This window comes from Microbulbifer elongatus (assembly GCF_021165935.1).
In the GTDB taxonomy this organism is placed as follows: domain Bacteria; phylum Pseudomonadota; class Gammaproteobacteria; order Pseudomonadales; family Cellvibrionaceae; genus Microbulbifer; species Microbulbifer elongatus.
The window spans coordinates 1,453,656-1,477,395 of record NZ_CP088953.1; the positions used below are offsets into that span (position 1 = coordinate 1,453,656).

Genomic DNA, 23,740 nt, shown 5'->3' on the forward strand with positions numbered 1-23,740 from the left:
CGTCATACCGGCCATTTCCCGCCCCTTTTCTATCGCCGGGACGGGCACGGCAAATCGTGTCCTCCGACAGTCGATTCACCATCTTCCCGCAAGCGGCTTAATTGTATTTTCGTGAAGCTATCGAGGGTTTCGCGAAGATTTTAGCGCAACCGGATTGGGAAACGGTTTCTCGTACGTCAACCGGTGCGAAGGATAGAAAACACTGGCCGGACATCGAGTTGGATAAAGCCCGGACCGAAAAATGGCGAGCCCGGAATCAGAGCCGAGTGCCGCCATTTTTTGTTTATACAGCTTTACAGCTGTGGATGGCGTCAACATCTGCGGTCGTCTCCATGTTCCAAATCAGGTCGTCGGTAAACTCCTTAACAGTACAGGCGCCGCCGCACTGCGGTGGCATTCATTTACACTGCAACGGTGCAGGAAATAATAATGAAAAGTCTCGTCCAGAAAATCTCATCATTATTGCTGCTCTTGTGCGCATGGTGTTCCACGTCAGCGGCGATTGCTGCGACCTGCGAGTACGTCGTGGTCAACGACTGGGGCTCCGGCGCACAGGCCAGTATCCGAATCACCAATAACGGCGCCGGCCCCATCAACGGTTGGGAAGTGAATTGGGAATACAGCGACGGCACCGTGGTGACCGATAGCTGGAATGCCGAAATCTCCGGTGACAACCCCTATACCGCGAACAACCTTTCCTGGAATGGCAATCTCCAGCCGGATCAGTTCGCCGAAGTCGGCCTGCAGGTCAGCAACGGTGCCGACAGCGCTTCGGTGCCCGCCATCACCGGTTCTGTCTGTGATGGGGGGAGCAGCTCCAGTTCGAGCTCCTCCAGTAGCGGCTCGGGCTCAAGCTCCAGTTCATCGAGCTCCGGCTCATCCAGTGGCTCCAGCTCTTCCAGCGGCTCCGGTTCCTCCAGCGGCTCCGGTTCCTCCAGCGGCTCCGGTTCCTCCAGCGGCGGCGGGCCCAGCGGGCCACCTCCGGCGGTGACGCTGGAGCGGGCCTTCCCGAACCTGACCTTCAATCAGCCCCTGGGCCTGATGCAGGCGCCGGGGGACGATTCCCGCTGGTATGTGCTGGAGAAAACCGGCACCGTCTACTGGATTGACGCCAACGACAATGCCACGGCCACCAAGAACACCTACCTGGACCTGTCCGACCTGGTGGATACCGCGGTCGAGGGCGGTGTGCTGGGGATGGCCTTCCATCCGGACTACCAGAGCAATGGCCAGGTGTTCCTGTCGTTCACCACGCCGGCATCGGAGCCGATGACCTCGGTGATCGCGCGCTTTGCGGAAAGCGCGGACGGCGCCAGCCTGAACGCCGGCTCGCGCCAGGATATCCTCACCCTGCCGCAGCCCTTCGCCAATCACAACGGTGGCCACATTGCCTTTGGGCACGATGGCTACCTGTATATCGGCTTCGGCGACGGCGGTTCCGCCAATGATCCCGAGGCCAACAGCCAGGACACCAGTAACTGGCACGGCGCCATGCTCAGGATCGATGTGGACAGCGGTTCTCCTTACACCGTCCCTGCGGACAACCCGTTCGTGAGTGGCGGTGGCCTGCCGGAGATCTACGCCTACGGCCTCAGAAATCCCTGGCGCTGGAGTTTTGACAAGGTAAGCGGCGACCTGTGGTTGGCGGATGTGGGCCAGTCCGGGTACGAGGAAATCAATGTGATCGAACGCGGCGGCAACTACGGCTGGCGCTGTCGGGAGGGTTTCCACACCACCTCCAACAACTGCAACACCAGCGGCCCCTACGACGATCCCGTATTCGAATACGATCACAGCCAGGGGCAGTCGGTCACCGGGGGGTACGTCTATCGCGGCTCGCAGATCGCTGGCATGCACGGCGCCTATATTTTCGGTGACTACGTCAGTGGCCGGGTCTGGGCCTATACCGATGCGATGTACCAACTGGCGGACACGGATCTTGGGATCACCTCATTCGGAGAATCCAACAGCGGCGAAATCTACCTGGTGGATATCATTGGCGGCGCACTGTACCGGATCGCCGGCGACGGTGGCTCCAGCTCCAGCAGCTCAGGCGGTTCCTCCAGTTCAGGTAGTTCTTCCAGTTCGGGTGGTTCTTCCAGTTCGGGTGGTTCTTCCGGCTCAGGCGGTTCATCCAGTTCAAGCAGTTCAAGCGGCTCCTCGTCCAGTGGCGGTGGCAGCGGTAATGGCGTTGCCTGCGCAATCACCTACGAGAATGTCTGGGGCGACGGCTACCAATTTGATGTCACCGTGAGCAATGCTGGCACCAGCGCGGTGAGCAGCTGGGAGATCGCGCTTCAGTTCAGTGAAGCACCGCAGATCACCAACTCCTGGAATGTGGATCTGGCCGTTTCCGGCAACACCGTCAGTGCCAGCAACGTCGGCTGGAATGGTGCGATCTCTCCCGGAGACAGCGTCGAGTTTGGCTTCCAGGGCGAGCATGACGGCAGCTTCGACCCACCCGAATGCGAGGGTTCCGGTGGCTCGTCCAGCAGCAGCTCGAGCTCGTCCGGAGGCTCCAGTTCTTCGTCAAGCGGTTCCGGTTCGTCATCCGGCAGCTCCAGCAGCGGCGGCACCGGCAACATGAACGGCGGCGAGATCTATGCGGCCAACTGCGCCGGTTGTCATGGCTTCGCCGGCGATGGCGGTCGCGTTGGCGTCCCACTGACGACGCCTCAGGATCTGGATTTCATGATCGGGTTTATCGAGAACAACATGCCCATGGGCCGAGCGGAAGAATGTGGAGCGGAGTGCGCGGAAAGGGTCGGTAACTATATCGCCGATACTTTCTGGGAAGACCTGGAACCCCTGAATTGCGAGATGGTCCGCTACGGCGCCCGTCAGTTGAAACTGCTGACCCGCGCCGAGTACCAGAACACGGTTGAGGATCTGCTGGGGGTAGATTTCGCCGCAGCCGAGAGCCTGGCTGAAGACAGCCAGGTGGGCTACTTCATCAACAACGCCCACGCCTCGATGGTGACCAGCACTTACGATCGCTATTTGACCGCGGCCGAGGAAATAGCGGCCTGGTCGGCGGCGCGGGACTTCTCGCCGGCGCTGAACTGTAGCGCATTCAATCAGAGCTGCGTGGATCAGTTTATCGGCGACTTTGCGCCGAAACTCTTCCGGCGCCCACTGGATACCCAGGAAGTGGCCACCTACTCGGAACTGGCCAACGGCACCGTTACCGAAGGCGATGTGCAGGCGGGCATGCAGCTCGCGCTGATGACCATGCTTTCTTCACCGCAGTTCCTGTATCGCCACGAGTTGGGTGAAGCGAATCCGGCCAACAGTGCCATCGACATGAACGCTTTCGAGTTGACCTCGCACGAAATGGCCACCTGGCTGAGTTACTCATTCACCGGCTCCACCCCGGATGACATCGCCCTGCAGAAGGCGGCCAACGACCAGTTGCGCGACCCCGTGGAGATCACCGAGGAAGCGCAGCGGCTGCTGGACCTGGCCGAGGCCCGGGACACCATGGGTGATTTCGTCGGAAGCTGGCTGGGCACCGACAGCCTGGAAAACGCGCCCAAGGATCCGGCGGTCTGGCCCGGTTTCGAGGAAGTGGCGCCGCATATGGAGCGGGAAATCCGCGAAGTCTTCGCCGAGGTGATGCTGAACGACAACGAGTCTTTCGCCTCTCTCTATGATGCCAACTGGACCTTCGTCAACGGACCCCTGGCGCAGCACTACGGTATCAGCGGCGTATCCGGCGACGAGTTCCAGCAGGTCACCACCAGTGACCGCGGTGGCATCCTCACCAGCGGTGCATTCATGGCGCGCTGGGCGGAGCTGACTGAAACCTCGCCGATCCGGCGCTCGGTGCGCGTGCGCCGCCGTATGCTGTGCCAGGATCAGCCGGATCCGCCCGCCGGTATCACGGAAAGCCGCGCCGAGCGTCTGGAAGAGCTGGCGGATCTGATCGCCGATCCGGCCACCACCAACCGTATGAAGTACGAAGCGCTCACTTCTGTGGCGCCCTGTCTGAACTGTCACCAGGAGTGGATCAACCCCCTCGGCGGCGGCATGGAAGACTTTGATGCGGTGGGCAACCCCCGCAGCGTTGACCATAACGGCAATCTGATCGATGCCAGTGGCGCCCTGTACGCACCGGATGTGCTGAGCAACCGCGGTGAGTCGATCGCGTTCGAGGGTTCCCGCGGTCTGGGCCAGCTACTGGCGACCCTGCCCGCCGCGCAGTCCTGCGTATCGCAGAATATGTTCCGCTTTATGCTCGGGGTGGGGCACGACGGCATCGACAACTCCAACCCGGAAGGGCGGGCACTGGATCCGGTCGAGGAGGAGGGGTACGCCTGTACGGTAAACGATATGACCGACACCCTGGTGCAGCAGAGCCCCCGGGCGATGCTCGAAAACATGAGTACTCTGGATGCGGTGCGTTACCGCAAAGAGTGGCAGCGCTGAGGCAGCAGGTGTGACGGGCCGGTGTTATTCATCGCACCGGTCCATTGCGCCACCCGAACCCAGTGGATCAGCCATATAAACAGAACAAGGGCGCAAGTTATGAAAAAGCCATACAAAAATGTGTTTGATAAAAGACGCAGGGATTTACTGAAAATTTTTGCCGCCGCGGGTATCGGCAAGGGACTGCTGCGGGCCTCGCCGCTGGTCGGGGGCATGATGGCGTCCCGCCTGGCCGAGGCGCAGACGGGGCCCAACAAATCGGTGGTGATCTACGTGCCCGACGGCGCCCTGCCGGAACACTGGTACCCCAACGAGGACCTGACCAGTTTCGGGGACATGTCCCAGCCCTACAGTACCGTCGCCAGCGAGTGCAACTTTCTCAAAAGCATGGGCCACCACCGCGGCGGCCACGGCGTCATGCCCACCATTATCAACAACAGTTGGGGCGGCGACAGTTTCGATGTGAACATGGGCAGAATCCTCGGTGAGAATCTGCCGTTTACCTATGTGAACCTGGGCGTGCACAGCAATGGCAAGGGCGTTCTGACCAAGGACAACGGTTCGAAAGTACCGTTTGAGGACAACCCCTTCAACGCCTTCAACCGGCTGTTCGGCAATCTGCAGCCCGGCGGTGGCGGCAACCCCAAACTGAACGCGGTGGATGCACACCTGGATGCGGTCAGGGCCCTGAAAATAAAACTGGGTTCCTACGAACAACAGCGCCTCGATTCGCATTTGACGGCGATCGAGGAAACCCAGCGACGCCTGCAGGATCTGGGTGGTGGCCTGTCCTGTGCCGCCGCCAGCCCTCCGGCCGAGTTTCCGATTGAATTTTCCACCTTTCAGCAACAGGCGGAATTGCAGGCGGATATCATTGCCCTGGCGCTAGAGTGCAACTTCACCGCCTCCTGTTCTCTGGCATTGGGTAACGACGGCGCCGAGTTCACCCTGCCCTACCTGAATTTTCAGAACACTTACCATTCATCCATCCATGGCGGCAACGGCGGCGACCCGACTTACCCTCACTACCGGGAGACCCGCGCCCACCTGAGCAGCCTGTCGGCTTCACTGATTGGCCGCCTGCGGGATCGCGGCATCCTCGACAGCACCATTGTGTGCGAGGTTACCGATATGGGTAATGGCGACGCCCACAGCAACACCGACGTTCCGTTGATCATGGCCGGCGGTGGTGGCGCCATACAGCGCGGAGTATCCAATGCCGGCGGCGCTTCCTATACGCCCCTGCACCAGATACACACGGCGGCGGTGGCCCTGCAGGCCCATCAGCACCCGTTGTACCAGGGGTATGAGAGTGAAGTGATTCCGGGTGTTTTGACTTGATGATTTGCCGGAATAAAACTGCGCAGATCCTTGCACTGGCTTTGGCGATCGCCGGCCTGAATAGCTGTACGGAATCCGGTCGGGAATCCCCGCCACCGGTGCGGCTCAACGATACCGGTATCACCTGGGGGGCCGATTATCCCAGGGGCGTCAACGTTGAGTGCACCGCAACCGTCGACCTCGAGCGATTACCCGATGGGGAATCCCTGGTGGGCGACATCCTCAGTCAGCAGGATTGCAATCAGGGCCGGGACGCCGCCGGTGACGGGAGCGCCGACGGCGCGGCGGGTTTTGCCTATCGCAAGATCGGCGCCGGGGGCGAACCGCTGCCCGCGGACGCGCAGAACTGGCACTGTGTCGTGGACGAAATCACCGGGCTGGCGTGGGAAGTCAAGCAGCCGGGGGACGGCGTCCACGGCAACCGCGGACGCCACGACGCCGACGATGTGTTCACCTGGTACAACCCGGACAAAAGCGCCAATGGCGGCGCCATCGGCGACTGGAACAGCCGCTATGCCCAGTGCACCGGCTATGTGGCAGGCCAGCCGGCCACCTATTGCAATATTGAGGAATACGTCAGCCGCACCAACCGGCGCGGCCTGTGCGGCTTTGACGACTGGCGTGTGCCGACCATGGATGAGCTTTCCGGCCTGGTGCACTTCGGGCGCAGTGCGCCCGCCATCGACACCCACTACTTTCCCAATACCAAAGTGGGTTTTTACTGGAGCCATTCGCCAGACGCCGAATTGCAGCAGAGAGCCTGGGCGGTGAATTTTCAGTTCGGCTACTCCGCGCCTATGCCTCGGAACAACGGCCACCATCTCAGGCTGGTCAGGGATTGGGCGGAGAAGCCAGGGGGAAACGCCATCAATCCAGCTCCGGTGCCGGCGCTGTCGGCCGCTCAGGGCTGTAACCGCGAACAGATTCCTTCCTCGGCCCCCACTTCCCGCTATCGGCTACAGGAAGACGGTTCCGTGGCCGACACTGAAACCGGCCTGATCTGGCGCGCCTGTATGGAAGGTGTTGCGGGAGAAGCCTGCGACCAGGGCGAACCCCTGGCGCTCAACTGGGCCGAAGCCCTGACGTATGCAACGGCACTCGACAAGAAGGGCGCGGCCTCTGGCGACGACGATTGGCGTCTGCCGAATATCCGCGAGCTGGGCAGCTTACTCGAACTGCAGTGTGCCGGCCCCGCGATCAATCGCGGACTTTTCCCGAACGCCGCACAGGATGTCTGGTCGTCATCACCGTCGAATTTTCATACCCATTATTCCTGGTATGTGGATTTCGCCACGGGTGCGCTCACCTACGGTGAGCGGGAAAAACCCAAAGCAATCCGCCTGGTGCGCGACGCCCGGTAAAAATCGCCAAGGTGCCTGGTTTGGAGAATCCGGGGCTACTTCGCCGGATACCAGGTCTGGGTACGGTAGAAGAAGCCCAGGTAGCCGCGTACCTTCAGGTTGCCGTTTTCTTCCCACATCTTGCAGTCATAGACTTTGCCCTTGGCCGGGTCGAGAATCTGACCGCCTTCGTACACATTGCCTTTTTTCACCATATCGGTGATCACATTCATGCCGACAATTTTCTTGCCCTTGTTGGGGCCCGGGCAGGCTTCACAGACGGTGTCATCCGGCTTCATCAGCAGGTCCACCACCTTGCCGTAGTATTTGCCACCCTGTTCGTAGATTTCCACCACCGACTTTTTCTGGCCGGTTTCATCGTCAATGGTGGTCCAGCGACCGACCACGTCGGCAAAGGCCAGCTGGGTGGAGAGAAGCAGGGCGCTAACAGCAGTAATCAGTGTCTTCATGGGGAGATCCATCGCTATTGATCGGAGTGTGACCATAACATTTTTTGTGGTCACATCAGCATTGGGACTTCAACTTTAGTGTAGATGTTCCGGCTTGCCATGGGTGATGAGTACTTCTTCCCGACAGCGCACCACACAACGGAACAGTGCACGGAAAAACCGTGTGTAGTCCACCTTGCCCGCTTCCATGGTCTCCCGGGCGACGGGCTCACTACTGCCCGCGATACTGAGGGCGCGGGTGCTACGAATACCGAGTGCGGTGAGGGCTTCGCCGGCGAGATACTCGCGGATGGTGGAACGCAGAACGGCGCGCCCATCCCCGAAACGGGAATAGGGGGGTTTGCCTGCGCCTTTCAGGTGTAGCCCAGCGTTCACCGCCGTGGGGGCGCCGAGTTCCGGACCCAGGTCAGCGTAGTGGTGGTGCAGGTGCAACCTGCTCAGCGGGGTCCCTGTCGTCACGGGGAACTCAGGGTCAGTTTGATGTTTTTGCTTTCCCAGCAATCGATTTCCATATACAGCAGGTCCTCGATAGCGGGAAACTGATACAGCCAGTCGCCAGGTGCCTGTAGCCGGTAACCGGGCCCTTCCGCAGACAGGTGCAGGCCATCAATGGCCCGGTCCACGTGATCCCTGTGCACGATGCAAGCCAGACGCAGGCACAGGAGCAGGTCGTTATTGGGGTGAAATCCGTAGTGCTCCTGTACGGATTTGATGTCGCCGCGTTGGTTGCGCACCAGGTAGGCGAGATTTTCCTGTTCGCTTTTGCTGAAGCCCGCCATATCCGCGTGTTCGATCATGTAGGCACCCAGTTTGCGGAAGCTGCTGTGGGACAGCGACAGTCCGATCTCGTGCAGATCTGCGGCCCACTGCAGCAGGCGACGCTGGCCGAGCAACGCATGTGGGTTGAGCTGGCCAAAAAATTGCAACGCGGTATGAGCCACACGCCTTGCCTGCTCGCGATCGATTTCACCGCGCTCCATCAGGTTGGCGACGGTGTCCGCGCGGCGATCGCCACCGGCGGCGCGACCGGCGAGGTCGTGCACGATCCCCTCGCGGATCGCATAGGGAGAGATGTGCATTTCCTGAATATCCAGTTCACGGAAAATGCCATGCAGGATGGCGAGGCCGGCGGCAAACACGGGGCGGCGCTCCGGGTCGAGATGGGGCAGCTCGATCGCGTCAACGGTTTTGAAGCGTGCGACCTTGTCCGCCAGGGCGTCAATATCCTCCCGCAGAATCGGCAGCAGCTCGCCATCGTTGAGTACCCGGGCGACCGATTTGACGGTACCGGATGCTCCCACCACCAGTGCGTCGTCCGCCATGTGTTGTAGTTCCTGCAGCTCTGCCTGGGCTGCGCGTCGGGCGCGCACAAAGTTGTTGTGTTTGCCGTTGTCGATTTTGCCACTGTCAAAAAAACGCCGGTTAAACGCCACACAACCCATGCCGACACTCTGCAGCTGTCGCGGCGTTTCTAGACCGCGTACCAGTTCGGTGGAACCGCCGCCAATGTCGATGACGCAGCGCAACCGCGTGGGGCCTACTGCCGCCGCCATCACACCGGAGTAGATCAGGCGCGCTTCCTCAATGCCGGAAATAATCTCGATGGGGGCACCGAGGATGGCCTCGGCGGATTCGAGGAAACCATCGGCGCGGGTGCTGGCCGCACGCAGGGTGTTGGTGCCAACGACGCGCACACTGTCGAGGGGCAGATCCTGGATGACCGGTGCGAAACGCCGCAGGGCCTCCAGTGCGCGCTCGGCGACCACGGGATCGAGATTGCGCTCGGCGTCCAACCCCTCCGCCAGTCTTACCATGGCGCGGTCTGTGTGCAGGCGCACCATGCGCTGATCGCGAAATTCTGCCAGCAACAGGTGGAAGCTGTTGGATCCAAGATCCAGTGCGGCGTAGCGTTCGTTCGGACCTTCCTGCGCAGTGGCGGTTGTGGGCTCTGTTGTCATGGTTTTCGTTGTCAAATCACTGTAACAAAAATGTAGCAAAATGTGCCGTTCTGAACTATGGATTCAATGGACGTTCACACAATTGAAACCGAATAAATACGCGCTGCCGGTAGGCTTGACCGCCAAAGCACACGGCAGCGCTGATGCGCCCTCCACCGAAACAGCAGTAGAGAGTATGGCAAACGATATTCCGGTCTATCCCAAAGAACTCAGCTGGTTGTCTTTTAACGCCCGCGTACTGCAGGAGGTGGAAGACGAGAGCGTGCCCATGATCGAGCGGGTACGTTTCCTGGGCATCTTCTCCAACAATCTGGACGAATTCTACCGGGTTCGGGTCGCCGATGTCCGCCGCCTCGCCACTTTTACCAAGGGCAGTAAAAAGAAAGAGGAATTTTCTGAGCTGCTGGGCAATATCAACGAGAAGGTATTGCGGCTGCAGGCGCGCTTCGGTAATGCCTACACCAAGGTGCTTAAAGATCTGGGCAAGCACAATATCCATCTGATCAATGAGCGCCAGCTAACCGATGGTCAGCGCGAGTATGTGGAAGAGTATTTCCATCGGGAGGTGTTGCCGGAGCTCGAACCCTTTTTCATCGACGACCGGGACACCATGCCGTTGCTGAATGAAGCGAGTATTTACTTCGGAATTTATCTGGAGCTTGAAGACGGTAGTCTGCGCTTTGCCGCCTTGGAAATTCCGACGGATATTCTGCCCCGTTTCATCGCCATTCCCCACCGGGAAAAAAAGCACGAGAAAGTGTATATCGTGCTCGACAATGTCATCCGCGCCTGTCTGGTGGATGTGTTTCGCAATGTGCTGCCCATCGAAAAGGCGGCAGCGTACACATTTAAAATCAGTCGCGATGCAGAGCTGGAACTCGGTGAGCATGTTACCCAGAACATTGTCGACCGGGTGGCCAAGTCACTCAAAAAGCGCAAGCAGGCTGAACCGGTACGCCTGGTGTATGACTCCACCATGCCGGAAGTGCTGCTGCAGCTGATCAAGAAAAAGCTCAAGATGGGCCGTTACGACAGCTATACGCCCGGCGGCCGCTACCACAACTCCAAAGACTTCATGAGCTTTCCGGCGGACAGCAAGCAACATACCTATCGCGCGATCAAGCCTTTGCCGACACTGCCGGACAGTGCCAATATTTTCGACTGGCTCAATGAGAAAGACCGGCTCTGCTATTACCCCTATCACGACTTCCGGGTAATCACCAAGTTGCTGGCCTCGGCCGCCATCGACCCCAAGGTGCGGGAGATCCGCATCAATCTGTACCGGGTGGCCAAAAATTCCCGTGTGGTGGCGGCGCTGGTCAATGCGGTGCGCAACCAGAAACAGGTGACCGCGGTGGTGGAATTACAGGCGCGCTTCGACGAGCAGGCGAATATTCACTGGTCCAACGAACTGAGCGATGCCGGGGTGGAGGTGATCTACGGGGTGCCGGGATTGAAGGTGCACTGCAAGTTGATTTCCATCGTGCGTGAAGAGAACGGGCGCGATCGTTACTACAGCCATTTTGGCACCGGAAATTTCAACGAGAGCACGGCGCGTTTTTACTGCGACTTCAGCCTGCTCACCAGCGATGGCAACCTGGGGCAGGATGCATACCAGGTATTCGACTTTATCCGGCAGCCGCATCTGCAGCCGGCGTACAGCCATATCTGGAGTTCACCCCACAGCAATCGCCCCAATATTCTGGCGGCGATCGAGCGCGAGATCGCTGCGGCGGCCGCCGGTCAAACCGCAGAGATATTCATCAAGTGTAATAATCTGGTCGACCGCGAAGTGATCGAGTACCTGTATCGGGCGAATGCCGCCGGCGTGCGGGTGCGGATCATCGTGCGCAGCATGTGTGCGCTGTTGTGTGACGAGAAGGGGCTGTCCGACCACATCAAGGTGATCAGCCTTGTGGATAAGTTCCTGGAGCACGCGCGCGTGTACGCTTTCCACAATGGTGGTGATCAGCAGGTTTACCTGTCCTCTGCGGATCTGATGACCCGCAATCTCGACCACCGGGTAGAGGTCACCTTTCCGTTATTGAGCGAAGCGCACCGGGAGACGGTGATGAATATTCTCGAGTTGCAGTGGCAGGACAATCAGAAGGCGCGGGTGCTGGATGCGGAGCAGACCAATAGCCGTATTGCCAACCGCAATAGTAAGCGCAATGTGCGTTCACAGGATGCTATTTACCGGTTCCTGAAAAAACGCGAGATTTAGTTTTTGCTAAACCCCACCAGCTTGCCATTATCAAAGGAGAATCGGTAGCGCTCACCGACTTTCAGCTGGGTTTTGCATCGGGATTCGATGGTGATACGGGGAAACTGGGGCGTGACTACCCAGGTGGAAAAATCACCTTCCGGACCGCGGCCGATCAGCCAGTAGTGATCGCCGTGGGCACAGTTGCCTTTCGCCATGCAGTTGTCGTAACCCCATACAAAAGCGCGTACATCGTACTTGGGCGGGAGGTTGGCGGCGGGGCGAAAGGGGTCTCTCGGGTCGCCGGTGATTTCGTAGAGGTCGCCAAAAGTGAGCACCTTGTAGCCTTTGGCGCGGGTGGTGCAGCTGGCGGCGTGGATCTTGACTCCGGCCGCCACCGCCGGTGCTTTGCGTTCACTGGTTTCGGTGGCTTTGGGTTTGGGCGCCATTTCGCTGGGGAGATACCCACAGCCGGTCATTGTCAGGCTCCACAGCGCCAGGCCTGCGCAAAGTGTGCTACCACCAAAATACCGCACGTGCTACCTCCTCGGTATCAATCCGCTCCCCTAACTATAGCCGCAGATCTGCACCGCCGTTCCGCGGTTCACGCCGGGCGTTGCCAGCGGCGCCCTTACGAATGCGGCTTTTTATGGCGCTTGAAGCGCACCTTGCGGCGGTAAGGGAAGGTGCTTTCCACACGCCCGGCGCGGATACGCTCCTGCAGCCTTTGCCAGTAGCGATAATCGTACAGATCGCTGTGCTGGTCTTCGAATGCCTTGCGCGCCACCGGGTTGCCGGAGAAAAACAGGCGGAATTCCTCCGGGAATACATCGGCCTCGTCCACGGTGTACCAGGGCCGGTCGGCCAGTTCCTGCTCGGCGGTCTGGGGCTCGGGAATCTTGCGGAAGTTGCACTCGGTGAGCGGGCAGAGTTCATCGTAATCGTAAAACACCACGCGGCCATGCCGGGTCACCCCGAAGTTCTTCAGCAGCATGTCGCCGGGGAAAATGTTGGCTGCCGCCAGCTGCTTGATGGCGTTGCCGTATTCTTCCATCGCTTCGATAGTCTGTTGTTCGTCCGCCTGGTCAAGATACAGGTTCAGTGGCTCCATACGCCGCTCCACATACAGGTGCTTGATAATTACCCATTTGTCATCCACATGCAGTTTGGACGGTGCCAGCGTCTGCAGTTCGTTCAGCAACGCGTCGCTGAAGCGATTGCGGTAAAAAATGAAGTTGGTGTACTCCTGGGTGTCCGCCATGCGCCCCACCCGGTCGGCGCGGGATACAAATTTGTATTTTTCTCGAACGATCTCCTCGGTCACGGTTTTCGGATTGTCGAACTTGTCCTTGATGACCTTGAACACCACCGGGTAAGAAGGCAGGGTAAACACGCTCATCACCATGCCCTTGATGCCGGGCGCGATCACGAACTTGTCGTTGCTTACCTTCATGTGGGCCAGAATATGGCGGTAGAACTCGGTCTTACCGTGCTTGTGGAAACCGATGGAATTGTATAGTTCGGACTTTTCCTTGAGCGGCATGATTGTGGACAGAAAGCGCACGAACCGCGACGGGATGGGCGCATCCACCATAAAGTAGGAGCGGGTAAAACTGAAAATAATACTGGTGGAGTCGTTGTCGTGGATCAGGGTATCCACAAATACATGGCCCCGGCCATTGTTGAGGCAGGGCAGGATGAGTGGGATGACCTCGCCGGCAAACATCAGGCGTCCTACCAGATAAGCCGCCTTGTTGCGGTAAAACACCGACTCGAGCATGTCTATCCGCAGGCGTTGCTCGTCCTCTTCATCCGCCAGTCTGCCGGCGAGAGGGCCCTCGCGCAGGGCCTGGCAGACGTTATCCACATCCCGCGCCATATCTTCCCAGGGAATCGAGAAGCTGTAGTCCGCGAGAATATCCTCGATCATTGCCCGCAGGCCGTCGCGGCCGCTGTAGCTGATATAGATGGAATAGTCCCGCAGGGGCTTTTCATCCGGTGCCCGCGAGGGCTTCACGAATATGTGGTTGTCGTGAATGTGCGCGTGCTGAAACTGGCTGCAGAAGACCGAGTTGAAAAAGGTCTCGGCGATTTCGTAGTTGTTGTGGTTGGCAATCAGCTGGCTGTAGGTGGACTTGGCCTGGCCCCAGAGCTCCAGCTGGGTGGTGTCCTTACTGGTGACCGAGTGCACCAGCTTGAGCACCTGATTGACCTTGATCTTGTACAGATCAATGCGCTCTTTGTTGGTTTCATGCACCGCAGGCCATGCCGCCGTCTCAAAGCGCGCCTTTGCCCCTAGTGTCATGTTCTGAAAATCCGCAAAATACGCATCGAATCCATTGAGGATGGTTTTGGCGATTCTTCGGGCTGTCGGGGAATGGTTTGTCATGCACTAGACTCTTATGGAATCATGTCCTCTATTTCTTCGATACTAGCACGGGCTAACGGGCACCTCCTTGAACGATTGGATCAGCAGCTTTGTCTTTTTCTTCGCGGTAATCGATCCGGTGGGCACGCTCCCGGTGTTTATCGCCGTGACCTCCCGCCATACGGAGTGGCAGCGGCGTAAAATTGCTTTGCTGGCGGTCGCGGTGGCGACGGGCATCCTGACCTTTTTCCTACTGCTGGGGCAGTATCTCCTCGAGGCCATTGGCGTGCCGCTGTCGGCGTTTCAGGTGGCCGGTGGCATCGTGTTATTCCTGTTCGCCCTGACCATGATATTTGGCGAGGGCAAGCCGGAAAGCGAGGTAGAGATCATCCGCGATGGCCGGGAGACCGCGATCTTCCCCCTGGCGGTGCCTTCGATTGCCTCCCCCGGGGCCATGCTGGCTGCGGTGGTGCTGACGGATAACCACCGCTTTGATCCCATACACCAGGTAAAATCCGCGACCGCCATGCTCGCCGTACTGGGGATCGTGCTGGTGCTGCTGTTGGCGGCCAACTGGATTTACCGCTGGATCGGCGATTCCGGGGCCAGCATCGTCAGCCGGGTTATGGGGTTGATTCTCGCCTCTGTCGCCACCACCAATGTGCTGGTTGGTCTGCAGCAGTTCTTTATGACCTGATTTCAGTTGGCAGTTGCACTGCCGAACCATTCTTCCACACCGACGTTCCAACGGTGCACTTAGTGGTGCCCGAAAAATCTATTTACAGGAGGGGATTTGCACCACGATATTGCACTGATTACCACGATTTCCGTCGCCCTGGGGCTGGCGCTGGTGCTCGGCTTTGTCGCCGTTCGCCTGCGCATGCCGGCGCTGCTGGGTTACATGATTGCCGGCGTAATGATCGGCCCGGCGACCCCCGGCTTTGTGGCGGATGTCACTCTGTCACAGCAGTTGGCGGAAATTGGTGTGATTCTATTGATGTTCGGCGTCGGCCTGCATTTTTCCCTCAAAGATCTGATGGCCGTGCGCCGCATTGCGATTTTCGGCGCCGTCGCCCAGATACTGGTGGCCACCACCCTCGGTGCCGCGGTTGCGCAGTGGTGGGGGTGGAGCATTGGCGCCAGTGTGGTATTTGGTCTGGCGCTCTCGGTGGCGAGCACTGTGGTGCTGTTGCGGGGCCTGGAGTCGAGAGGGCTGCTGGACAGCCAGAACGGGCGTATCGCGGTGGGCTGGTTGATCGTTGAAGACCTGGTGATGGTCTTTGCGCTGGTGCTGCTGCCGGCGCTGGCGGGCTGGCTCGGCGGCACTCCCGGAGCCGCCACAGATGGACACGGAGGGGGTACTGGCGAGACCACACTGCTGACCACTGTCGCTCTGACCCTGGGCAAGGTGGCGATCTTCATCGCACTGATGTTACTCGGCGGCAAGCGCTTTTTTCCGTGGTTGTTGTGGCAGGTGGCCCGTACCGGCTCCCGTGAGCTGTTTACCCTTGGAGTGATCGCCATCGCCATGGGGATCGCCTATTTCTCGTCAATCATTTTTGGGGTGTCCTTCGCACTGGGGGCGTTTTTTGCCGGTATGGTGTTGCGGGAGTCCGCGCTCAGCCACCGCGCGGCGGAAGAGTCTCTGCCCCTGCGGGATGCCTTTGCGGTACTGTTTTTTGTATCGGTGGGTATGCTGTTCGATCCCGCCATGCTGATCGAGGAGCCGCTGCGGGTACTGACGGTGGTGGCGATCATTGTGTTCGGCAAGACGCTCGCGGCCTTCGGGCTGGTGCTGCTGTTCCGTTATCCGCTGAATACGGCATTTACGGTTTCTGCGAGTCTGGCGCAGATCGGTGAGTTCTCGTTTATCCTCGCCGCGCTCGGTGCCTCCCTCGGCCTATTGCCGGAACAGGGGCAGAATCTGATCGTCGCCGGTGCGTTGATTTCCATCGCGCTCAATCCTCTGTTGTTCAATCTGCTGGAGCCGGCCCAGCGCTGGATACGCGGCCGCTCCAGACTGGCGCGCTTTATGGAGCGCACCGACGATCCTCTGGCGGAGCTGCCGATGACCACCGATCTGCGCTCCCTGACCGGGCATGCGCTGATAGTGGGTTACGGGGTACTGGGTAGTCATATCGGTACCCAGCTGCGCAGGAGTGGTATGTCGGTGGTGGTGGCGGATATCCAGCGGGAGCGGGTGGAGCAGCTGCGCGCACAGGATATTCCGGCGGTCTGTGGCGATGCCGCAGATGAGGAGGTGCTGATTCAGGCCCATGTGGCCCGTGCGCGTATGCTGATCATCACGGTGCCGGACACGGTGCGCACACAGAAAATGATGGCCACCGCAAAGTTGCTGCGACCGGAAATCAGCATACTGGTGTGTGCGGAAAACGAAGAAGTGGAGCCACTGCTGCGCAAGGCAGGCGCCACAGCGGTCTTTGTCGGCGAGCGTGAGCTCGCGAACAATATGGGTGACTTTGCGGTCCAACGTCTGGCGTCAGAGGCGGAAACCTGAATTTCCGCCGCGGGCGGCGGATTTCTCGCACAGAGTGTAAGAACCGGCCTGAGATGACGACCAACATCCGATAACCGCATCAATCTCAGGAGTATCACCGTGCTGATCAAATCTCCCCGCCGCCACCAGCTGTCGGAACAGCAGACCACCCCTGAGTCCGTGTATATCTCCCGGCGCCGTGTGCTCACGGGGCTCGGTGCCGGTATAGGCAGTTTACTGCTCGCCGGCAACACCCGGGCGCTGGACCTGTTTGGCAGTGACGCGGCGCAGGCGGCGCCGCGCAAACCGCTGACCTTCAACCCGCACAAGCCGGCGCCGGATCTGGTGCTTACTCCTCAGGCCAAAGTCATCAGCCACAATAACTTTTACGAATTCGGAACCGGTAAAACGGATCCGGCGGAAAACGCCCAGCGCTTGAGAACCGAGCCCTGGACGCTCACCGTGGAAGGAGAAGTGGAGAAGCCCGGCACTGTAGACGTGTGGAAACTGATGGGGGAAATCGGACTGGAAGAGCGGATCTACCGCATGCGCTGTGTCGAAGCCTGGTCCATGAATATCCCCTGGGTGGGATTCGAGCTGGGCAAGTTTCTGAAGCGCTTCGCACCCACAAGCCGCGCCAAATATGTGGCCTTTGAGACACTCTATGACCCGGAGCAGATGCCGGGCCAGCGCAATCGTTATGTGGGGGGTGGTGTGGACTACCCCTATGTGGAAGGGCTGCGTACGGACGAGGCCTTGCACCCGCTTGCCATCCTGTCTGTGGGGCTCTACGGAAAAACCCTGCCGCCACAGAACGGTGCGCCCATCCGCCTTGTCGTACCGTGGAAATACGGCTTCAAAGGCATCAAGTCGATCGTGAAAATCCGGCTGGTGGAAAAGATGCCGCCTACCAGTTGGAACAAGCTGGCGCCGCAGGAATACGGCTTTTATGCCAATGTGAACCCGGAAGTGGATCACCCCCGCTGGTCTCAGGCGAGTGAGCGCTTTATCGGCCCCGGCGGTTTGTTTGCCGTGAAGCGTCAGCCGACCCTGCCGTTCAATGGCTACGGGGAAGAGGTCGCCGGGCTGTACCGCAATATGAATCTGCGGAAGTATTACTAGTGGCGGGGAGCTGGAAAAAGCCCGTTGCCAGCGGCCTCCAGGTCGCGGTGCATATCGGTGCTCTGTTGCCGCTGCTGTGGTTGTATGTGGCGATTACGGACGGGCGACTTGGCGGCGATCCTGTGAAAGAGCTGATTCACTACCTGGGTATGGGCGCCATTCGCCTTCTGCTACTCACCCTGCTGGTGTCGCCACTGGCCAAAGCGGTACATGTCGGTCAGCTGAACCGGTTGCGCCGCCCCCTGGGGCTCTGGTGCTTTGTCTGGGTCACGCTGCACTTTGCCGCCTGGCTGGTACTGGATCTTGGATTGGACTGGTCTCTGATCGGTGCCGAGCTGGTCAAGCGCACTTATATTCTGCTGGGGTTTTCTGCGTGGCTGGTTTTACTGATGCTGGCGGTGACGTCGATTCCGGCCCTGCTCAAAAAAATGGGGCGCAACTGGAAAAAACTCCACGGCCTGCTGTACCTGGTGGTCATACTGGCCTGCTGGCATTTCTGGTGGTCGGTCAAAAGCGGCTGGATCGAGCCGGCAGTCTACACGGCGGTGGCGCTGGCGCTTTTGGCCTGGCGACACCAGGCCGTGGCGCGGTGGGCAAGAAGCTTTCGCTGAATGCTCAGCTGAACTCGCCGGAAATATATTCCTTGGTCAGGGTCTGCTGCGGGTTCTCAAATACCTGCTCGGTATTACCCATCTCGACCAGATAGCCGGTGCGCCCGCCCTGAGAGATATCCACAGAGAAAAACGCGGTATTGTCGGCCACGCGCATGGCCTGCTGCATATTGTGGGTGACAATCGCCACGGTGTACCGGTTTTTCAGCTCCAGCATCAACTCTTCAATCTGGCGGGTGGCGATGGGGTCAAGGGCGGAACAGGGCTCGTCCATCAGCAGAACTTCCGGCTCTGACGCAATGGCGCGGGCGATACACAGGCGCTGTTGCTGACCACCGGACAGCGATAGGCCACTGGCTTTCAGCTTATCTTTTACCTCATCCCACAGGGCGGCGCGCTTGAGCGCCTTCTCGACCTTCTTGTCCATGTCGCCCTTGAATTTGTTCAGCTTGAGACCAAACGCCACATTTTCGTAAATGCTCATGGAGAAAGGGTTTGGTTGCTGGAACACCATGCCGATATACCGGCGCACCACCACCGGGTCCACGTCCTTGGCGTAGATGTCCTGACCGTGATAGTGCACCTGGCCTTCAAAGCGAAACGTCTGGATCAGGTCATTCATTCGGTTCAGGCAGCGCAATACGGTGCTCTTGCCGCAGCCAGAGGGGCCGATAAAACCGGTGATCTTTTTCTGCTCGATGGGGATCTTGCTGTCCCGCACGGCGAGAAAATCACCGTAATGGATTTTGTCGATCTGACAATCGATCACGGTTTCCGAGGGCGCCGTATCGGCGGCTTGACTGCGAGGTAGGCTCATTTCCGGGCTCAGTTTTTCTTGCGGCTGATTGCGCGGGCAAACAAATTGAAAATTAATACGATGATTACCAGGACCAGTGACGCGGTCCACGCCAGTTCGATCTGATTGTCAAAGGGCATCCCCGAGAAGTTGTAAATCAACACCGACAGGGAGGCGGTGGGCTCGTTCATATGGGAAAGGTAATAGTTGCTGAACAGCGCGGTAAACAGCAACGGTGCGGACTCCCCGGCCGCACCTGCTACCGCCAGCATGACACCGGTCATAATCCCGGGCAGTGCCGTGGGCAGGGTAATCCTCCACATGACCTGTGTGGGAGTGCAGCCCATGCCATAGGCCGCATCCGTCATACGTTTGGGTACCTGCCCCAGGGCTTCCTCTGCGGCGATAATGATGGTGGGCAGCATGAGTACGGCGAGGGCCACGCCGCCGGCCAGTGCCGAGTAGCCGAACTTGATCACCAGTACCGCATACACGAATACACCCGACAGGATGGAAGGAAAACCGGTCAGTACCTTGGCGGTAAAGTGCGCGCTGCGTCCCAGCGTGCTGTCTCTGCCGAGTATTTTGATCGAGATGGCGGTAAGAATACCCATGGGCACTGCGATGGTGCTGGCAATGGCGACCATGATCAGGGTGCCAACAATGGCGGGGCCGATACCACCGCCCATTTCAAAGCCGGCCGGGGGAAGTTCGGTGAGGACCGGCACAAACTCACTAAAGAGTCGCGCGCCCCCATGGCTCAGCAACATGTAAATGATTGACAACAGGGGAACGGCGGCGATCAGTGCAAGCAGCCACACCATGACGCTGAATACACTGTTGCCAAGGGAGCGGCTCTCGAAGGGTTCGCGTTTAAGGTTGAGGCCTTTCCAGCCCTCTTTGCGCAGCTGCTTGGGCGTTTTCAGATCCTTCATTTGCTGCCCTCGAACTTACGCATGGTGAGCTGCTGGATATAGAGACCACCGAGATTTACCAGGAACGTGATCAGCAGGAGCACCAGGGCGGCGTACATCAGCGCCTGTACTTCCACCCCACCGGCCTCGGGGAAGCTGGATGCCATCAGCGATGCCAGTGTGTTGGCGGGAGAAAACCAGGACAGGCTGATCTGGTTGCTGTTACCAATCAACATGGCGAGAGCCATGGTTTCGCCCAGCGCGCGGCCAAAACCGAGCACCAGCGCGGCGAGCAGACCGGACGATGCCGTGGGCAGTAATACCTTGAAAATGGCTTCCGCGCGGGTGGTGCCCATACCGTAGGTGGCCTCTTTTACTTTCGCCGGGATCTGGCGGAAGGCGTCCACGGAGATGGCGGCCACTGTGGGCAGGATCATCACCGCCAGCACTAATGCTGCGGGGGCCATGCCGGGGCCTCCGAGTTCCGTTTCAAAAAATGGGAACCAGCCAAAATGTTCGTGTAACCAGTGCGCCACCGGCCGCAACAGGGGAATCAGCACGTAGATTCCCCACAGGCCGTACACCACGGATGGAATGGCCGCCAACAATTCTACGGTCAGGCGAAAAACACTGGCGACCTTGGCATGAATGAACTCCTGGGTGAGAAAGATGGCAATGGTCACACCGAGAATGCCACCCCAGATCAACGCCAGTATCGAACTGTACAGGGTGCCCCAGATTTCCGGCAGTACCGCAAATTCCTGCTTGTTCACATCCCAGGTGGTACCGGTAAGAAACCCGAAACCATATTTTTCCATGGCGGGAATTGCCTGCTTGCCGATCATCCACAGGATAAACAGGATCAGCAGAATGATGGACCAGGCGCAGGCAATGGAGAAAAAGCGAAAACCCACGTCCCCATAGATTTCACTATTGCCTGGGGGGCGTGTGATGCCCTTGCCGATTTTTTGTTTGAATAGTGCTCTGGACATGCCGGGGTTCTGGGTTTCTCAAGATAAAACAGTGCAATAAACAGAATGCCCCGGCCGGTGCTTCCGGTGCGGGGCATTCGCTATGTTGGCCGATAGGGTATGGCCGCCGTTACTGGATGTGTTGCGCGGCCTCGCGCACTTTCGCGCGGACGTTTTGTGGCAGCGGGATATAGCCAAGGCTGTCGGCCTGATCCTGCGCTTCGTCACTCAGCATGTATTCCACGAGCTTCTGCATGGCGGCGGCTTTCTGATCGTCCTGATCGGCGTAAACCAGCAGCCAGGTAAAGCTGGCGATCGGGTAGGCGTTGGCACCCTCCGGGTCGGTTACCCAGACAATGAGGTTTGGAATCTCTGTGCCCGGCAGGTTGCCTTCGGGAAACTTGGCGCTGGCGAGGGCGGCGATGCCTGCCTCCGGGCCTGGGGATACAAATGCGCCGCTTTTGTTTTCCAGCTGTGCCACGGGCAGGCCGGTCAATTTGGCAAATCCGTACTCCACATAACCGATGGCCCCCGGGGTCTGCTTGATCTGGGCCGCGATACCGTCATTTTTCGGAGCTTTTACAAAATTCGCGCTATTTGGCCAGTTGGGCGCCTTTGCCTGGCCGACGGCCGACTTGAAGTCGGCATTGACGGCGCTCAGGTGACCGGTGAATACGTAGGAGGTGCCGGAGGAGTCCGAGCGGGTGACTACTGTGATCTTCGTATCGGGAAGCTCGACGCCGGGGTTGGCGGCAGCGATCTTCGGGTCATTCCAGCGGTCGATCTTGCCCAGGAAAATTTCCGGATACACATCCCTGGGCAGCTTGAGCTCTGTCACCCCCTCAAGGTTATACGCCATTACCACTTCACCCGCGGTCATTGGCAGCAGTATCACACCTTTCTGTACCTTGGCGATTTCCTCTTCTTTCATCGCCGCATCGGATGCCGCGAAATCCACCACGCCGTTTACGAAGTCCTGAATGCCGGCACCGCTGCCCTTGGCCTGGTAATCCACACGGATTCCGCTTTCTTTGCGTGAAAAATCCTTGAACCATTTGGAATAGATCGGAAACGGAAAACTGGCGCCGGAGCCATTAAGTTGCACATTCTCACCGTTACCAGCGGAGGAATCTGTACCGCTCTGACCATCGGAAGAGCCGCCGGAACAGGCAGTTATCATTGTCGCAGCAAGAAGGATTCCGGTACCAGCGCAGAGCGCGCGATTTACGTGTTTCAGGAATGACAGCGTCAACATCATGCTAGGCCTTTTAATAAGGATGGATGGCATCGGTGAATATAGCCACGTCATGTGGATCAGTGCGACATGAAACGGAATTGGGCGCACACCCGTAGATACTAGTTAAGCCGGCGTGCAAGGTGCACAAAGAATATTGCATTTTTGTGAACCTGTACGACGATGCCAATTTACCCGTCATTTGTTACCGCGGTATGACCGATTTATTGCGGTCATTTGATTTTGATGATGAAACGGATTGGATTTGCCTGTCCAGGCTGTGGCCTTTGCTATACAGAGTGCAGACGAAAGAGAAATAAAAATGGTACCCGGATGAACGAGCGTGGAAAGGTGGCTCCCAATCGTACGTTGCGTCTGATATTGCTGATGGCTTTCCTCGCTGTATTGATCGCGGCGGGTATTTCGCTGTTCAAGGATATCTCGCAGGGAAGGCACGATGACGATGTGGAAGGGCGCGCCCGTGTTGTAGGCGCCGGAGCGAGCTTTGCCGCGCCACTTTATCAGCGCTGGTTCAAGGCGCTCTACAACAGAGACCAGAAATATCAGGTGGATTATCAGAGCGTGGGAAGCGCAGCTGGTATCACCAACTTCCTCCAGGGCCGGATTGATTTTGCCGGTTCTGATTACCCCCTGGATAACGCGCAAAGGCAACGCGCAGACGGTGGAGTGCTGCAGTTGCCAATGGCTGCTGGCGCCATCGTGTTCATCTACAACCTGGATGGGGTTGAACAGCTGAAATTGAGCCGGGAGGTCTTGGCGAAAATTCTGCTCGGTGAGATCCGCCGGTGGAACCATCCCGAGGTGCAGAAAGACAATCCAGCAGACAATTTACCCGATCAGAAGATCACCCTGGTGGCGCGCGCCGAAGCCAGCGGTACCACCCTGCATATGACCACGCACATTGCAGCGTACAGCGATGCCTTCGCGGATAAAATCGGTGCGTCGAAAGATCCCCAGTGGCCCTCTGGATTAAAAGACGCCGGCAGCCTGATACGGGCGCGGGGCAATGCGGGTATTGCCAGAATCGTCGGGTCGGTACCGGGGGCGTTGGGTTATGTGCAGTACGCTTATGCGGAGAATGCCAATCTGGCCATGGCAGCTCTGGAGAATCGCGCCGGTAACATGATTGCTCCCGGACCGGAAAGTTTCGAGTCTGCCCTGACCAGCTTTGAGGGGCACCTGACCCGGCAAAATATTGCCGACCCCGGAGGTCAACACGGTTATCCGCTGGTCAGTTTCTCCTGGTTGATCATGCGCAAAACCTATCGCAACCCGGATGTAGCACCAGTGTTGAACGCGCTGGTCCACTATGGCCTGGGGGAGGGCCAGGCCATAGTGACAGAGATGGGCTATATCCCCTTTCCGGAAAGCGGTCGCAGTAGGCTGCTTGAGTATTTCGACTCCCGCGGAGCCAGCGGGCCACTGCCCACTCCGGAGTAAGCCCCGATCACCTGGGTGGCTACCCG

The 23,740-nt window shown here is 58.8% G+C and carries 18 protein-coding genes; 9 read left to right on the plus strand and 9 right to left on the minus strand.

The window, feature by feature from the left end:
- Positions 1-429: 429 nt before the first annotated feature.
- From LRR79_RS05845 to LRR79_RS05855, 3 genes are all read left to right on the plus strand, one after another.
- Complete coding sequence (locus tag LRR79_RS05845) at positions 430-4,428, plus strand: cellulose binding domain-containing protein (RefSeq protein WP_231759467.1); 3,999 nt, start codon at positions 430-432, stop codon at positions 4,426-4,428.
- A 99-nt stretch (positions 4,429-4,527) separates the two neighbouring features.
- Positions 4,528-5,769: a DUF1552 domain-containing protein gene (locus tag LRR79_RS05850; protein WP_231759468.1), complete on the plus strand. Its 1,242-nt coding sequence runs from the start codon at positions 4,528-4,530 to the stop codon at positions 5,767-5,769.
- Positions 5,769-7,130, plus strand: coding sequence for an Lcl C-terminal domain-containing protein (locus tag LRR79_RS05855; protein WP_231759469.1), 1,362 nt, complete (start codon positions 5,769-5,771; stop codon positions 7,128-7,130). Before LRR79_RS05850 ends, LRR79_RS05855 begins: the two co-directional genes overlap by 1 nt.
- Before the next feature lie 35 nt (positions 7,131-7,165).
- Here the strand turns inward: LRR79_RS05855 and LRR79_RS05860 are convergent, their stop codons facing one another.
- The 3 genes from LRR79_RS05860 to LRR79_RS05870 form a co-directional block, all read right to left on the minus strand.
- Positions 7,166-7,579, minus strand: a complete 414-nt coding sequence (locus LRR79_RS05860; protein WP_231759470.1) for a DUF2147 domain-containing protein — start codon at positions 7,577-7,579, stop codon at positions 7,166-7,168.
- Between the two features lie 75 nt (positions 7,580-7,654).
- Positions 7,655-8,038: a protein adenylyltransferase SelO family protein gene (locus LRR79_RS17290; RefSeq protein WP_241301510.1), complete on the minus strand. Its 384-nt coding sequence runs from the start codon at positions 8,036-8,038 to the stop codon at positions 7,655-7,657.
- A complete protein-coding gene (locus tag LRR79_RS05870; protein ID WP_231759471.1) occupies positions 8,035-9,537 on the minus strand; it encodes a Ppx/GppA phosphatase family protein in 1,503 nt (500 codons plus the stop codon). The genes LRR79_RS17290 and LRR79_RS05870 overlap by 4 nt, the downstream gene beginning before the upstream one ends.
- Before the next feature lie 175 nt (positions 9,538-9,712).
- Between LRR79_RS05870 and ppk1 the strand changes: the two genes are divergently transcribed.
- Entirely contained in the window at positions 9,713-11,761 is a 2,049-nt protein-coding gene (gene ppk1, locus LRR79_RS05875; protein ID WP_231759472.1) for a polyphosphate kinase 1, read from the plus strand.
- Here ppk1 and LRR79_RS05880 read toward each other — a convergent pair.
- Positions 11,758-12,276 (minus strand): hypothetical protein, encoded by a 519-nt coding sequence (locus LRR79_RS05880; RefSeq protein WP_231759473.1) that lies wholly within the window; start codon positions 12,274-12,276, stop codon positions 11,758-11,760. The two genes, ppk1 and LRR79_RS05880, sit on opposite strands and share 4 nt — an antisense overlap.
- 95 nt (positions 12,277-12,371) lie before the next feature.
- Positions 12,372-14,129 (minus strand): bifunctional isocitrate dehydrogenase kinase/phosphatase, encoded by a 1,758-nt coding sequence (gene aceK, locus LRR79_RS05885; protein WP_231759474.1) that lies wholly within the window; start codon positions 14,127-14,129, stop codon positions 12,372-12,374.
- 67 nt (positions 14,130-14,196) lie between these two features.
- On the opposite strand from aceK, the gene LRR79_RS05890 reads away from it, so the two are divergent.
- The 4 genes from LRR79_RS05890 to LRR79_RS05905 all read left to right on the plus strand — a co-directional run bounded on the left by LRR79_RS05890 (position 14,197) and on the right by LRR79_RS05905 (position 18,338).
- Positions 14,197-14,805: a MarC family protein gene (locus LRR79_RS05890; protein WP_231759475.1), complete on the plus strand. Its 609-nt coding sequence runs from the start codon at positions 14,197-14,199 to the stop codon at positions 14,803-14,805.
- Between the two features lie 96 nt (positions 14,806-14,901).
- A complete protein-coding gene (gene ybaL / locus LRR79_RS05895; protein WP_231759476.1) occupies positions 14,902-16,626 on the plus strand; it encodes a YbaL family putative K(+) efflux transporter in 1,725 nt (574 codons plus the stop codon).
- Positions 16,627-16,725: 99 nt separating this feature from the next.
- A complete protein-coding gene (gene msrP, locus LRR79_RS05900; RefSeq protein ID WP_231759477.1) occupies positions 16,726-17,727 on the plus strand; it encodes a protein-methionine-sulfoxide reductase catalytic subunit MsrP in 1,002 nt (333 codons plus the stop codon).
- Complete coding sequence (locus LRR79_RS05905; RefSeq protein WP_231759478.1) at positions 17,727-18,338, plus strand: protein-methionine-sulfoxide reductase heme-binding subunit MsrQ; 612 nt, start codon at positions 17,727-17,729, stop codon at positions 18,336-18,338. Before msrP ends, LRR79_RS05905 begins: the two co-directional genes overlap by 1 nt.
- 4 nt (positions 18,339-18,342) lie before the next feature.
- Here LRR79_RS05905 and pstB read toward each other — a convergent pair whose 3' ends face one another.
- From pstB to pstS (LRR79_RS05925), 4 genes are all read right to left on the minus strand, one after another.
- Positions 18,343-19,155 carry a phosphate ABC transporter ATP-binding protein PstB gene (gene pstB, locus LRR79_RS05910; RefSeq protein ID WP_231759479.1) on the minus strand — a complete coding sequence of 271 codons (813 nt, stop codon included), beginning with the start codon at positions 19,153-19,155 and terminating at the stop codon, positions 18,343-18,345.
- An 8-nt stretch (positions 19,156-19,163) separates the two neighbouring features.
- Positions 19,164-20,069, minus strand: coding sequence for a phosphate ABC transporter permease PstA (gene pstA / locus LRR79_RS05915; protein ID WP_231759480.1), 906 nt, complete (start codon positions 20,067-20,069; stop codon positions 19,164-19,166).
- The gene (gene pstC, locus LRR79_RS05920; RefSeq protein ID WP_231759481.1) at positions 20,066-21,040 is read right to left on the minus strand and encodes a phosphate ABC transporter permease subunit PstC; all 975 of its coding nucleotides are present in this window, start codon (positions 21,038-21,040) and stop codon (positions 20,066-20,068) included. Before pstC ends, pstA begins: the two co-directional genes overlap by 4 nt.
- Before the next feature lie 109 nt (positions 21,041-21,149).
- Positions 21,150-22,199, minus strand: a complete 1,050-nt coding sequence (gene pstS, locus LRR79_RS05925; RefSeq protein ID WP_231759482.1) for a phosphate ABC transporter substrate-binding protein PstS — start codon at positions 22,197-22,199, stop codon at positions 21,150-21,152.
- A gap of 387 nt (positions 22,200-22,586) precedes the next feature.
- Between pstS (LRR79_RS05925) and pstS (LRR79_RS05930) the strand changes: the two genes are divergently transcribed.
- On the plus strand, positions 22,587-23,714 hold the full coding sequence (pstS, locus tag LRR79_RS05930) for a phosphate ABC transporter substrate-binding protein PstS (RefSeq protein ID WP_231759483.1): 1,128 nt from the start codon (positions 22,587-22,589) through the stop codon (positions 23,712-23,714).
- The last annotated feature ends 26 nt before the right edge of the window (positions 23,715-23,740 follow it).